We start from the raw sequence: 13,444 nt of genomic DNA on the forward strand, positions 1-13,444 counted from the left end.
TACCGAAGCTGGCGATGATTTATAGAAAGGCACTTACCTCAGAGTTATCCAATACGGCGGGCGGCGCGTTTACAGTGCTGTTCTCCATCGTCGTGACCATTGGTTTGGTGCGAATCCTAAACCAAACGGCGGGCGGCCGCTATGACACCGGATCTATTTTGGAGGTTGTTGCCTACACGTCCCTGGTCAACCTTCCGGCGCTGATTTCCCTGGCGCTTTTCCTGGCAGTGCTGATGACGCTGAATCGTTATTGGCGCGACAGTGAAATGTTTGTCTGGTTCTCAGCGGGCGGCTTAAGTCTTGCCTCATGGATTCGGCCTGTGCTGAAATTCACGATTCCGATTGTATTTCTTGTCGCGGCCTGCTCGATTGTGATTTCGCCGTGGTCGCGCAGTCAGATTCAGTCCTACCGTGACCGTTTTGCTCAGAAAGAAGACGTGACGAAACTCTCTTCCGGCCGCTTTATTGAAGCTAAGAGCGGGCGTCAGGTATTCTTTCTGGAGCAGGTGGATCAGGAGCGCGGGAACGTCGAAACGCTTCTTTTGGTAGAGTTAAAAAAAGACGGTTCACGTTCGGTGCTGACTTCCAAGAAAGGCCATCTGGAGACTAAACCGAACGGCGATCGCTACGTTATTCTGCAGGACGGCCGAAAGTATGAAACGGATCCGAGCGGGCTGGGTGCGTCGGTATCCGATTTTGGCGAATATGAAGTTCGGCTCGACAGCTCTCCCACGTCTCAGGTCAGCAGCGCCCGCGTGAACGCGATGCCGTTTAAGGAGCTTTTGGAAAGCAAAAACAGAAAGGCGCCTGCCGAAATTTTCTGGCGTCTGTCCTGGCCGCTCATCGCTTTGAATTTGGCGATTCTTGGTATTCCGCTCTCATACAACAATCCGCGGTCGCTAAAGTACTACGGTCAGACGGCGGCGGTTTTAATCTTTATTCTTTATCTGAACGGACTGTCTATTTTCCAGACATGGATCACTCAGGGCAAGGTCGGTATTTACTCGGCGATGCTCTATATGAATGTTCCGGTGGCGTTATTGTCGGCTTATCTTTTCTATCGTCTGATGACGCTGAATGTCGGTCATTTTGATGCAAGGATTTGGGGCTTTTTAACGAAGCCTTTTCGTGTCGCGGCGGCGAAACGGGCTGAAAAGAAGGATAAAAAATGACCATCATCTCTCGAATGGTATTTAAGCAGATCATGAAGAACTCGCTTTTTGTTCTTCTGACGCTGGTCGCGCTCTTTGCCTTCTTTGATCTGATCGGACAGTCAGGCGACATCGGGACGACATACTCGCTGCTTCAGGCCTTCATCATGACCGGGCTTATTCTTCCGTCGCGCTGCTATGAAGTTCTGCCGATCGCGGTCATGCTCGGTGCGATCTTTACGCTGGCTCGATTTGCGCAAACAAGTCAGTTCACGGTGCTTCGAGTTTCCGGCATCGGTCCGTGGAAGTTTTTCGGGATGCTGCTCGCGCCCGGAATTGTGCTGGTCATCTTTGCTTATCTACTTGGAAATATGGTCGCTCCGCCGGCGCAGCGCCTTGCCAAGGAGCTGAAACTGGATGTCAGCGGTTCGGATTTTACAGGAAAGGAATTGGATTCCGGCATTTGGGTGCGTGACGTTCAGAGAAATGAGCAGGGGCGCGCCTCTCAGGTCAGCTTCGTGAATGTTAAGAGACTTAAACCCGGAGAAGCCGCTTACGATTGGGTCATATACGTTTTTGATAAACCGAATCACCTCGGTTCTATCATTACGGCAAAGAGTGGAACTTATTCCGAAGAAAAGGGCTGGATACTGCACGATGTGACGCAGGAAGCGGTTCCGACCATTCCGAAGGATTCGAGAGCACAGACCGACGCGGCGGTCACAATGAAGGCCATGAAGGAGATGGTCTGGGGCAAGAGCCTTGACGGCAATATTTTTGGTCTTCTTATGATCAAGCCCGAGGACATGTCGCTTCAGGAGCTTCATCACTACATTGAGTACCTGAAAGATAACGGACAGACCTATAAACGCTTTGATACCGCTTTTTGGTCGAAAGCTTTTTATCCGCTGGCAATTCTGGTCATGCTGGCCTTATCGATGCCGTTTGCCTATCAGAACGCGCGTTCGGGAGGCATGGCGATTAAGATTTTCGGCGGCATTATGATTGGTATTTTCTACTATGCGCTTAATAACCTGTTTGCGTTTATGAGTGTGCTTGACAGTGTCCCGTCGGTGCTTTCAGCGATGATGCCTTCAATACTGATGCTGAGCTGCGCGGGGGCCGCGATGTGGTTTGTAGAGCGCAGGACGTAGATAAAAAAGAGCGGCGGAGCCGCCAATAAAAAACTCGAACCTTTTTTATATGGGTTCGAGTTTTTTGTTATCGGGTTCTTTGTGTTCGATGCTTCATTTCCCTAATGAGCCGCTGGGTAGAAATGTTTTCCTCTTCTTTTTTCAAGTTTTCGGCGATCGTACAAAGGCATCTTTCGAATGTCTTTATTTCATCGCCGGAAAGGCCGACAAGCGCTCTGTCTTCCATACCTTTTGTGTTGGTCTTTAGGCTCCGTTCAATCTCGCATCCCTTATCCGTCAGCGTGACGCATTTGCGTCGGCAGTCGTTGGGATTGGTTGAGCGGCTGATAAATCCTTTTGCCTCCAGACGCTGCATGAGTCCTGTGATGGTCGGGTGGGACAGCTTGAGGGCTGCCTGCACGTTCTGCTGGGTCACCTCAAGCTTCCGATTCTTAAACAGGTACATCATCACGCTTGCCTGAGAGGAGGTAATGCCCAGCGCGTCAAAGTCTGCATTTCTGCATCTTTCCATCTGATTGTAGACATAGCGCAAAATGCGCAGTGTCCCCTTTTCATACTTTTCGCTCACTGCTACCTCCACACTCCCTGCGGCGAATCAACTCGCCGCTGATGGGTGTGATTATAGAAAGAGGGATTTTGATGCTCCCTTTCAAGCGCCTATAGTGGGAGGTGGAGGAAAAATTTCAGGCTTTAACGTGCGCTTTTTGGGCGGGTTTCCTCAAGAAATTTCCTTAACGCCTCCGCGGTATGGGTCTTGGCTCTGCACATGCGGCCCGGCGTTCCGCTGTAAACCACGGTACCGCCGCCGGAGCCGCCCTCAGGTCCCATATCGATAATCCAGTCGGCTTCCGCGATCACATCAAGATTGTGTTCAATCACGATGACGGTATTGCCGGCGTCGACCAGACGATGAAGCACTTTGATCAATTTGTCAACGTCGGCCATATGCAGACCGACAGTCGGCTCGTCCAGAATGTAGACCGTCTCAGGCAGTTTGCGACCGGATTTGCGGACGTCATCCTTGACCTTGGTAAGTTCAGTGACAAGCTTAATGCGCTGCGCTTCTCCGCCGGAAAGGGTGGAGGACTGCTGCCCGAGCGTCAGATAGCCGAGTCCGACTTCCTGCATCAGCTTGAGCGGATGGTGGATCGAGGGAATCGAAGCAAAGAACTCGACTGCTTCGTCGACCTCCATCTTCAGAACTTCCCCGATGCTTTTGCCTTTCCACTTGACTTCCAAGGTTTCGTCGTTAAAGCGCATCGAGTCGCAGACATCGCAATGGACCTTAACGTTCGGCAGGAAGTTCATCTCGAGTGTGATGACGCCTTGTCCTTCACAGGCTTCGCATCGGCCGCCCTTTACATTGAAGGAGAAGCGCGAGGCGGTATAGCCGCGTGCTTTCGCTTCTTCGGTTCCTGCAAAAAGCTTGCGGATATCGTCCCAGAAACCAATGTAGGTCGCCGGACACGAACGCGGGGTCTTGCCAATCGGCGTCTGATCGACTTCAAGCACACGGTCCACGGATTCCCAGCCGGAAAGTTCCGTGCAGCCTTCAAGCGGAGCACCTCCTTCTTTCTTGTGATGCACTGCGTTGATCAGGTTTGTCTGCAGGACTTCGCGCGCAAGGGTGGATTTGCCGGAACCTGAAACGCCCGTCAGAACCGTCAGACGATTAAGAGGGAAAGACGCCTCCACGTCAGTGAGGTTGTGCGCGCTGACACCTTTAAGGAGGATTGCCGGCGATGCTTTTGTTGTTTTGCGTCTTGATTTCCCATTGTGCTGTAGCGGGTTCTTCAGGTAGCGGCCGGTCAAAGAATCCGGAGCGTTTTCGATATCTTCAACAGTACCCTGAGCGATCAGTTTTCCGCCTCTTACGCCCGCGCCCGGGCCGATATCAATCACGTGATCCGCCGCGCGGATGGTGTCGACGTCATGCTCGACCACCAAAAGCGAGTTGCCCTTGGAAGTGAGTTTGCTCAGCGCGGACAAAAGAATTTGGTTGTCTCTCGGATGCAGACCGATCGTTGGTTCATCCAGCACATAGCACACGCCCTGAAGGTTGGTTCCGAGCTGCGAAGCCAGACGGATTCGCTGCGCTTCACCGCCTGAGAGTGTGGGCGCGGCTCGATCCAAGGTGAGGTAGGAAAGACCGACCTCCTTGAGGAAAGAAAGACGCGAGAGAATTTCTTTAAGGGCGTCGCGGGCGATGCTCGCTTCTCTTCCCTGAAGCTTAATTCCCTTGAGGTACTCTTCAGCCTCTTCGATGGTCATCTTATTGACGTCCGCGATGGATTTTCCGGCGAAGAAAACATTCCTTGCGATCGCGTTCAGACGTGTTCCGCGGCAGTCGGGACATTCGACGAGTTCCTGCATCGAATCGGCGGTCAGTTCCCCCGTGTTCTCGTCCACAGACATCGCGTTCTGGAACGGTTTGAATCCGTTGCCCATACATGTCGGGCACCAGCCGAGCTTGGAGTTGTAGGAGAAGAGGCGCGGATCAAGCGCAGGGAAGCTCTTGCGGCAGCTCGGGCAGCTGAGTTTTGTAGAGAAGGTGCGGACAGCGCTGCCGTCGGAAGTCTCAAAAACTCCGTCACCGAGTTCGAGTGAGCGGTCCATCAGCTGTTTAACGTCCGCCTCATTTTCCGCGGTCACTTCGATCTTGCCCACCGGAAGTTCGATGGTGTGGTCTTTAAAGCGATCGAGCTTGGGGAAGGGCGAGCTTCTGACACGCTGTCCGTCGACAATCAGTTCATTAAAGCCTTTGTTTCTGGCCCACTGAGCCAAATCCTTATAAAGACCCTTGCGGTTTTTAATGAGCGGGACAATGAACTCAACTTTTTTTCCGCGGAAATCGCTCATCAGCGACGAGAAGATTTCTCCCGAGGACTGAGGCAGCACCGGGACATGACAGTCCGGGCAATACTGAACGCCGAGTTTGACGTAGAGAAGGCGCAGGAAGTGGTAGAGCTCCGTCATTGTGGCGACCGTAGATTTTTGTCCGCCTCGAGAGGTTCTTTGTTCGATCGCGACAGTCGGAGGAATGCCGTAGATAGCGTCCACGTCAGGTGCGCCCGCAGGCTGCACCATAGAACGGGCAAAGGCGTTGAGCGACTCCAGATAGCGGCGCTGACCTTCGTTGAAGACCAGATCAAAAGCGAGCGTTGACTTGCCGGAACCGGAGACACCGGTGACCACGGTGAATTTATCCCGCGGAATGCTCAGCGACAAATTCTTCAGGTTGTGTTCTCTCGCGTTTACGATAGTGATCGCGTCTGAAGAGGGCGGTGTGGTTTCTGCGACGGGTTCCGGTTTGAAATCGGTGAAGAAAAGCGACGGCTGCTTATCGCGGATCGCTCGGTTGTACGCGGCCAAGGCCAAGCCGGTCGGCGTGTCTTTTAGTTCAAAGTCTCTCGGAGTGCCGGCAAAGAGTTCTTCTCCTCCCTTTTCTCCGCCCTCGGGACCGAGTTCAATGATCCAGTCCGAGGCGTTGATCACGTCAAGGTTGTGTTCGATCAGCAGCACGGAGTGTCCTGCCTGCACCAGCTCCTGCAGAGAGGTCATCAGTTTGAAAATGTCGTCAAAATGCAGGCCGGTTGTCGGTTCGTCAAAGACGAAGAGCATATTTTTGCTTTCGCCTTTCAGCGCGTCGGCAAGATGCTTGGCGAGCTTTAACCGCTGGGCTTCTCCGCCGGAGAGCGTCGGAATCGGCTGACCGAGTTTGAGATAGTTCAAGCCCACTTTAACCAACGGGGTCAGGGTGCGGACGATTTCTTTGTTTTCGCTGAAGAAGTCGAGCGCCTGATCCACAGTCATGTCGAGGACGTCCGCAATAGAAGCTTCCTTGTCTTTGCGCTTGAGTTTGACTTCAAGGATCTCGCGGCGGTAACGAGTGCCGCCGCACTCTGCGCAGCTCAGGTACACGTCGGAGAGGAACTGCATCTCGATGTGTTCGAAACCGCTTCCGCTGCAGGACGGACAGCGTCCCGTGCCGGAATTGAAAGAGAACATGCTCGGTTCGTAACGACGCAGACGCGAGGTCGGAGCGGCCGCAAAGAGTTTGCGGATGGTGTCGAATGCGCCCATGAACACCGCAGGTGTGCTTCGCGTCGTTTTTCCGATAGGCGACTGATCCACAAAGGAGATGTCAGTGATGAGATCCGCCCCGATGAGTTTCTCGAAGGCGCCGGGCGCTTCTGTAGGTTTGCCCTTGGCTTTCATCAGTGCAGGGACGAGCACGTCCTGAACGAGTGTGGACTTGCCGGATCCGGAGACACCCGCAACGCAGACGATCGAGTGCAGCGGAATACGAATGTCCAGATTCTTCAGATTGTGTTCGCGTGCTCCGAGCAGAACGAGCGCAGGGTTAGCCGGATTGATCCGTTTGTGTTTGGAGCGCGGGAAGGGTCGTTCGCCGCGAAGATATGAACCGGTCAGCGTTCGGGATTTTTTCAGCTCCTGCGTGGTTCCGTCAAAGACGATTTTTCCGCCCTTGGCGCCGGGTCCAGGTCCCATGTCAATGACGCGGTCGGCCGCGAGCATGACCTGCGGGTCATGTTCCACAACGACAAGTGTGTTGCCCGCTTTTCTCAGTCTGCGCATGACTGAATTCACGCGGTCCATATCCTTCGGATGCAGACCGATAGAGGGCTCGTCGAGTACGAAGAGCGTGTTGACGAGCGACGTGCCGAGCGCGGTTGTCAGATTAATGCGCTGAACCTCGCCTCCCGAAAGCGTGCGGCTCTGTCGATCGAGGTTTAAGTATCCGAGACCGACTTCATTCAAAAAGCGAAGACGCGTTTTGATTTCTTCAAGCAGGTGCTCGCAGCCTTCCTGCAGAGCGCGCGGCAGCACAAGCTCATCAAAGAAAGTCTGAAGTCTTTCAATCGGCAGCAGCATCAGATCGCGGATATGTAAACCCGGCAGGTTTTCCAGCACCTCTTCGGAAAAGAGTGTTCCGTTCGGTCGGAAGCGCTTGTAGCTGCCGTTCTCGGACTGCCTCGCATGCTTGGCGTTTTCAAGCGTGCCCAAGCGCCACAGAAGCGCCTCCGGCTTGAGGCGCGCGCCGTGGCAGTCCGGGCAGTCCGAATAGCTTCTGTAGCGAGAAAGCAGAACTCGGACGTGCATTTTGTAGGCTTTGGTTTCGAGCCACTCGAAGAAATGTTTAACTCCGTACCAGCGTTTGGAGCGGAAGCTTGTCCATTTAGGATCGCCGTAAAGAACCCAATCCTTTTCTTCTTTTGTGAGTTCTCGGAAGGGTTTTTCGACGTCGAGGCTGCGTTCGCGCGCATAGCGAAGCAGGTCCTGTTTGCATTCGTCGTAAGACTCGGTATTCCAGGGCTTAACCGCGCCTTCAGCGAGTGATTTGCTTTCGTCCGGTATGACAAGGCCGTAGTCGACACCGATCACGCGGCCGAATCCGCGGCAGGTTTCGCAGGCGCCGAGCGGAGAATTGAAGCTGAAGGTTGAGTCATGCGGCCGCGCGTATGTGATACCGCAGTCAGGGCAGGAGAGAGAAGCGGTGAATTTCCAGATTTGTTCTTCGGCGCCGAGAACCTGCACTTTGATTTCAAGGGCGTTTTTCCCGAGTCTCATGGCTGTTTCAATCGCTTCCACGGCTCGGCTTTTGGTCACGTTGGGCTTAAAACGGTCGGCGACGACTTCGATCAGCGCGCCGTCCCTGTCCTCTCGGACGACAGTACAGCGAGTGAAACCCTGAGCCTCTAAACCGGAAAGAGCGGTTTCAACCGGAAGGGACGGGGGCACCGGCATATGAAAGCATACGTACAGGCGCGCATCGGGCGAGACGCTTTCCAAGCGCTGCGAAAGTTCTTCCCAGATATCCTGAGCGCTTTGCTCGCGCACTTCTTTTCCGCAGCCTCGGCAGTAGAGTTTCGCGGCCTGTGCAAAGAGCATTTTCAGATGATCGTTGAGTTCGGTCATCGTGCCCACGGTTGATCTTGAGGTACGAACGGGATTGGTCTGGTCGATAGCGATCGCGGGCGGCACGCCTTCGATGCTGTCGATTTTCGGGCGGTCCATGCGGTCCATGAACTGGCGCACGTAGGGGCTGAACGTCTCTACATAGCGGCGTTGGCCTTCGGCGTAAAGGGTGTCGAAAACCAGAGACGATTTACCGGAGCCGGAGACGCCGGTGACCACGGTGAGTTTTCCGTGTTCGAAGTCGACATTGACATTTTTTAAGTTGTTCTGACGCGCACCGCGGATGCGGATTGAGTCGTTGTTTTTCTTTTCAGCTTGCATCTGTTTCGTACTAAACGGACACGAGGTCCTATAGAGAAAAATTACGTCGTTTTTAAAACCGACACTTTGGTGATCGTAACTATAACTCTATGGAAGGAAAAGAAAAAAGAGTAAATGTGTATCGTTTTGTTTGGTAAACAGAAAAGGCCCCGAAGGGCCCTTTTCTTACAGAGAAGAAAGCAAATTAATTGCCTCTGCGTTTTGCTGCATTGTCCTTGACCTGACGGGCAAGGGAATCAAAAGCGGCACGGACTGCTGCGTGCGCATCTTCGTTCTTTGTGTTCATGATGAATTCATGACCGGGGGCGTTGAGTGCAACTCTGACGCTGCATTCTCTGCCCTGATTCTGATGGCGGCCTTCGCTTTCAATCGCGACGCGGCAGCTGATCAGATCAGCATCAAATTTATGCAGACCTTCGACTTCTTTGGCAATCAGGTTTTCAAGAGCTTCGGAACGATCGATACCGTGGAAACTAACTTGGAGGGGAAGCTTCATATATACCTCACTTTCTTTTTAAAACTTCTATTGGTGATTGTTTCATACTTTTTAATTTATGTCAGGGGGTCTCGAAAAAAAAGAGAATTTGAGTCACAATCAAAAAAATGTGCTCCGATCAGCTTATATCTTTAGGAGGGACTCTTTAGATGCCTTTGGGAAGCTCTAAGTACGTTGCCGCGTTTGACTTAGGCACGACTAGCGCGCGTGTCATTATTTTTGACGAGTACGGCAGTCCGCAGGCTGCCTGTCAGAGACCGCTGACTCAGATTTTCCCGAAAGAGGGCTGGGTCGAGCAGGACCCCATGGAGATGTTTCGGCAGCAGCTTGCCTGTTTTAAAGGGGCGCTTTCCGATTTAAATATTTTGCCTTCCGATATTTCCGCCATAGGCATTACCAATCAGCGTGAGACGACGGTGGTTTGGGAGAAAGCGACGGGGCGGCCGATTTATCCGGCTATCGTTTGGCAGGATCATCGAACAACGGAGCAGTGTGAGGCGCTGGGCGCGCACAGTCTCATGATCCGAGAGAGGACAGGGCTCAAACTGGATCCTTATTTTTCCGCTACGAAAATTCGCTGGATTTTGGATCATGTGAGCGGCGCCCGTGCAAAGGCTCAGGCCGGAGAGCTGCTTTTCGGGACGGTGGACAGCTGGCTGATTTGGAATCTCACGGGCGGCAGGCGTCACATGACGGATATTACCAACGCCTCGCGCACGCTTTTAGCCAATATCCGCACCGGCCGCTGGGATGAGGAACTTTTAGGCATGTTTGGCGTGCCCGTCTCGATGCTTCCGGAAATCACGCCGTGCTGCGGCGCGCTTGCCGAGAGCGATCCTGAGGTGCTTGGCGCGTGCATTCCGATTAGCGGGACGGCGGGCGATCAGCAGAGTGCGGCCATCGGACAGGCCTGTTTCCGTCCCGGCATGACCAAGAATACATACGGAACCGGAGGTTTTCTTCTGATGAACACCGGAAAAACCGCGCCGCTGTCGGATCATTTGCTGAGTACGGTCGGCTGGGAGGTCGGAGGCGATCGCTCATACGCGCTTGAAGGCAGTGTGTTTATTGCAGGCGCGGTGGTTCAGTGGCTGAAAGACGGGCTCGGACTTTTCAGAACCAGCGCAGAAATTGAGACTCTGGCTTCCCAGGTTCAGGATAACGGGGAAGTCTATTTAGTGCCCGCGTTTGTCGGTTTAGGCGCGCCGTATTGGGATCCTTTTGCGCGAGGCATGATTATCGGTATAACTCGAGGCACAAGCCGCGCTCATATCGCTCGGGCTGCATTAGAATCGATAGCGTTCCAGTGCAATGAAGTGCTTCAAGTCATGGCCGCCGACACCGGCGCGCCGGTCGAAGAGCTGCGGGTTGACGGCGGAGCGGCGGAGAACGATCTGCTGATGCAGTTTCAGGCCGACTTAGCCAATGTGCCCGTAGTCCGTCCGGTCGTGACCGAAACAACCGCGCTCGGCGCGGCTTATTTAGCCGGCCTTGGCATCGGTCTGTGGGAGGATTTCTCTGAGATTGAATCGCTTTGGCGCCGGGAAAGAATTTTTGAACCGAAGATGTCGCAGGACAGACGAGAATATTTAACCAAGCAATGGCATCGAGCAGTGGCTCGTACAAGAGGATGGGAGCAGTGATGGCAGGACAATTAAAGGCAAATCCGGAGCGCGCGGCGCGCTTTAACAGACTGAGCGAAGACAAGGTCTGGGATGTTGTCGTAATCGGCGGCGGAGCGACAGGCTCGGGCATAGCGGTCGATGCGGCAGCGCGCGGATTTACGACACTGCTGCTGGACGCGCATGATTTCTCCGAGGGCACTTCAAGCCGTTCGACGAAACTCATTCACGGCGGCGTGCGCTATATGAAGAATCCCCGTGATTGGAAGCTGGTTCGGGAAGCGATGATCGAGCGCAAGCTGCTTTTAGGCAACGCGCCGCACTTAGTGCATCCGGAACCGTTCATTCTTCCGTGCTACGAGAACTTTGAGCGTGAGTACTACATGGCAGGCCTCTGCCTGTACAGCGCAATGGCGAGCGGCGGCTATCAGATCGGCAAGACAGAATACTTATCGGCGGCGGAGACGATTCGCCGTCTCCCCGGTGTCAAGCCGCAGGGCCTCAAAGGCGGCGTTCAGTTCTGGGACGCGCAGTTTGATGATTCGCGTCTGAATATCGCGCTCGTGAAAACCGCGGAAGCCAGAGGCGCGCTTGCGCTGAACTATGCGCCGGTGATTGGTTTCGGCCGCGGCAAGAGCGGTGAGATTCAGACGGTTCGTGTTCAGGACAAATTGAGCGGCAATGAGTATGAAGTGAAGACCCGCATGGTCTTTAACGCCGCCGGAGTTTGGACCGATGAAATCCGCCGCATGGTCAATCCGGAGGCAAGAGCGCTGATTCGCGCTTCCCGCGGCTCTCATATTATTGTGAGTCTCGAGCGTTTTGGCGGAAAGACCGGCATGTTTATTCCGAAGACGGAGGACGGCCGTGTGCTTTTCTGTATTCCGTGGCACGGAGTGCTGGAAATCGGCACGACAGACGTTGAGGAAAAGGATATTACTTTCCATCCCGAGGCGACCGAAGCAGAAATTGAGTTCATGCTTGAAACCGCGCGAGGCTATTTGGATTATCCGATTGAGCGCAAGGATGTGCTTGCATCCTTCTCCGGACTTCGTCCGCTCTTTAATCCTTCCGCGGGCGGTTCCACCGCAGCGGTTTCCCGAGAGCACTCGGTGATCCCGGAATTTAAGAATATGGTTACCGTTACCGGCGGCAAATGGACGGCTTATCGAGCGATGGCCGAACACGCGATGTCGGTCGCGGTGGATCAGGGGTTGATCTATAAGCGTCCGTGTCCTACAAAATACATGTCGATTTACCGAGACGAGGCCTTTGACGCCGAGACGATTGAAGAGGCGGCGTTTAGAGGCGAGCTTGAGGAAGAAAAACTGCTCGCGTTCGCGCGTCACTGCAGAGACAACGCCTTTGCGGTTTATCCTGAAGATGTTTTGTATCGCCGCCTGAGAATCGGCCAGATGAGCACTAAGCGCACTGAAGAGCTTCTGCCGAAGATCAAACCGGTGTTTGAGCAAGCCGAATAAACTTTAGAGAGCCGGACAAAAATTCCGGCTTTTCTTCTTTTAGGCGGTATATGGGAACGGGAGTGAAAAGTCGGCGGCTGATTCAAAAAAGGCTGTTTTAAAGGCCGTCGTCGGGGAAGGAATGAGACTCAGGTATAACAAAGTTTTACATCCCTATCTTATCAAGTTGAATCTCTGTGATTTTTTCCGTATAATCCTGTCCTCTCTGTTGGAGCGTTGTCCTTTCGTCATCGCTCGTCCGTTGTAAAAATGTCATCTCAGGGCCTGACGGCTCTGGGTATTAGAAAAAATGTCGAGTGTCCTTTGGACACTTAATTTATAGGTGAAAAGTAATGAAAACCTTCTCGGCCAAGCCGCTTGAAGTAAAGCGCGAATGGTACGTGGTTGATGCAACCGATAAGGTTGTCGGCCGCCTTGCCGCTGAAATCGCTCTCAGACTCCGTGGCAAAGACAAGCCTGAATACACACCGCACGTCGACACGGGCGACTACATTATCGTTGTCAACGCTGACAAGCTGGTGATGACAGGCAACAAGACGGAAGACAAGAAGTATTTCCGTCACTCCGGTTACCCCGGCGGTGTTTATGAAACAACTTTCCGCAAGATGCAGGAAAAGCATCCGGGTCGTGCTCTGGAAATCGCTGTTAAGGGTATGCTCCCGAAAGGCCCCCTTGGCTACGCAATGTTCAAGAAACTCTTCGTTTACGCCGGTTCCGAACACAAGCATTCCGCACAGCAACCTAAACAGCTCGAGATCTAAAAATGATTGGAAATTACAACTACGGCACAGGCCGCCGCAAGAGCTCTGTTGCTCGTGTCTTCATTAAGCGCGGTACTGGCAAAATCGAAATCAACGGTCGCACTCTTGACGAGTACATCCACCGTGAAACCGGCCGTATGGTCGTTCGTCAGCCTCTCGTTCTGACTGACAATGTCGAAACATTCGACATCAAGGTCAACGTTAAAGGCGGCGGTGAGTCTGGTCAGGCCGGCGCTATCCGCCACGGCATCACTCGTGCTCTCATCGACTATGATGAAACACTGAAGTCCGTTCTGTCTCAGGCTGGTCTCGTTACACGTGACGCCCGTGAAGTTGAACGTAAGAAAGTCGGTCTGCGTAAGGCACGTCGCCGTAAACAGTTCTCCAAGCGTTAATTCGCTTTTGGAAATTTCGGTCTTCGATCGAAATACCGCAGAAAAGGTCGCTTCGGCGGCCTTTTTTATTGCTTGAGCATACAGTTCAGTTCGTCTAGCGGCAGAATCTGTCAGAAGCCGCTT

9 protein-coding genes are annotated in these 13,444 nt (G+C 53.4%); 6 read left to right on the top strand and 3 right to left on the bottom strand.

What is annotated here, in order from left to right:
- The first annotated feature begins 14 nt into the window (after positions 1 to 14).
- Both lptF and lptG read left to right on the top strand, forming a co-directional pair.
- Positions 15 to 1,172 (top strand): LPS export ABC transporter permease LptF, encoded by a 1,158-nt coding sequence (gene lptF / locus AC6I1F_RS01185; RefSeq protein WP_160334561.1) that lies wholly within the window; start codon positions 15 to 17, stop codon positions 1,170 to 1,172.
- Positions 1,169 to 2,305 (top strand): LPS export ABC transporter permease LptG, encoded by a 1,137-nt coding sequence (lptG, locus tag AC6I1F_RS01190; protein ID WP_160334562.1) that lies wholly within the window; start codon positions 1,169 to 1,171, stop codon positions 2,303 to 2,305. The genes lptF and lptG overlap by 4 nt, the downstream gene beginning before the upstream one ends.
- 67 nt (positions 2,306 to 2,372) lie before the next feature.
- Here the strand turns inward: lptG and AC6I1F_RS01195 are convergent, their stop codons facing one another.
- The 3 genes from AC6I1F_RS01195 to AC6I1F_RS01205 form a co-directional block, all read right to left on the bottom strand.
- Positions 2,373 to 2,873 (bottom strand): MarR family winged helix-turn-helix transcriptional regulator, encoded by a 501-nt coding sequence (locus AC6I1F_RS01195; protein ID WP_251452956.1) that lies wholly within the window; start codon positions 2,871 to 2,873, stop codon positions 2,373 to 2,375.
- Positions 2,874 to 2,995: 122 nt separating this feature from the next.
- Positions 2,996 to 8,566: an excinuclease ABC subunit UvrA gene (uvrA, locus tag AC6I1F_RS01200; RefSeq protein ID WP_290432903.1), complete on the bottom strand. Its 5,571-nt coding sequence runs from the start codon at positions 8,564 to 8,566 to the stop codon at positions 2,996 to 2,998.
- A gap of 184 nt (positions 8,567 to 8,750) precedes the next feature.
- Positions 8,751 to 9,062: an HPF/RaiA family ribosome-associated protein gene (locus AC6I1F_RS01205; RefSeq protein ID WP_160334564.1), complete on the bottom strand. Its 312-nt coding sequence runs from the start codon at positions 9,060 to 9,062 to the stop codon at positions 8,751 to 8,753.
- A 149-nt stretch (positions 9,063 to 9,211) separates the two neighbouring features.
- Between AC6I1F_RS01205 and glpK the strand changes: the two genes are divergently transcribed.
- From glpK to rpsI, 4 genes are all read left to right on the top strand, one after another.
- Positions 9,212 to 10,705, top strand: coding sequence for a glycerol kinase GlpK (glpK, locus tag AC6I1F_RS01210; RefSeq protein ID WP_251569866.1), 1,494 nt, complete (start codon positions 9,212 to 9,214; stop codon positions 10,703 to 10,705).
- Positions 10,705 to 12,165 (top strand): glycerol-3-phosphate dehydrogenase/oxidase, encoded by a 1,461-nt coding sequence (locus tag AC6I1F_RS01215; protein ID WP_251569865.1) that lies wholly within the window; start codon positions 10,705 to 10,707, stop codon positions 12,163 to 12,165. Before glpK ends, AC6I1F_RS01215 begins: the two co-directional genes overlap by 1 nt.
- Before the next feature lie 332 nt (positions 12,166 to 12,497).
- On the top strand, positions 12,498 to 12,926 hold the full coding sequence (gene rplM, locus AC6I1F_RS01220) for a 50S ribosomal protein L13 (RefSeq protein WP_160334566.1): 429 nt from the start codon (positions 12,498 to 12,500) through the stop codon (positions 12,924 to 12,926).
- A 2-nt stretch (positions 12,927 to 12,928) separates the two neighbouring features.
- Entirely contained in the window at positions 12,929 to 13,321 is a 393-nt protein-coding gene (rpsI, locus tag AC6I1F_RS01225; RefSeq protein WP_160334567.1) for a 30S ribosomal protein S9, read from the top strand.
- The last annotated feature ends 123 nt before the right edge of the window (positions 13,322 to 13,444 follow it).

This window comes from Parasutterella sp. St.1A3 (assembly GCF_059728705.1).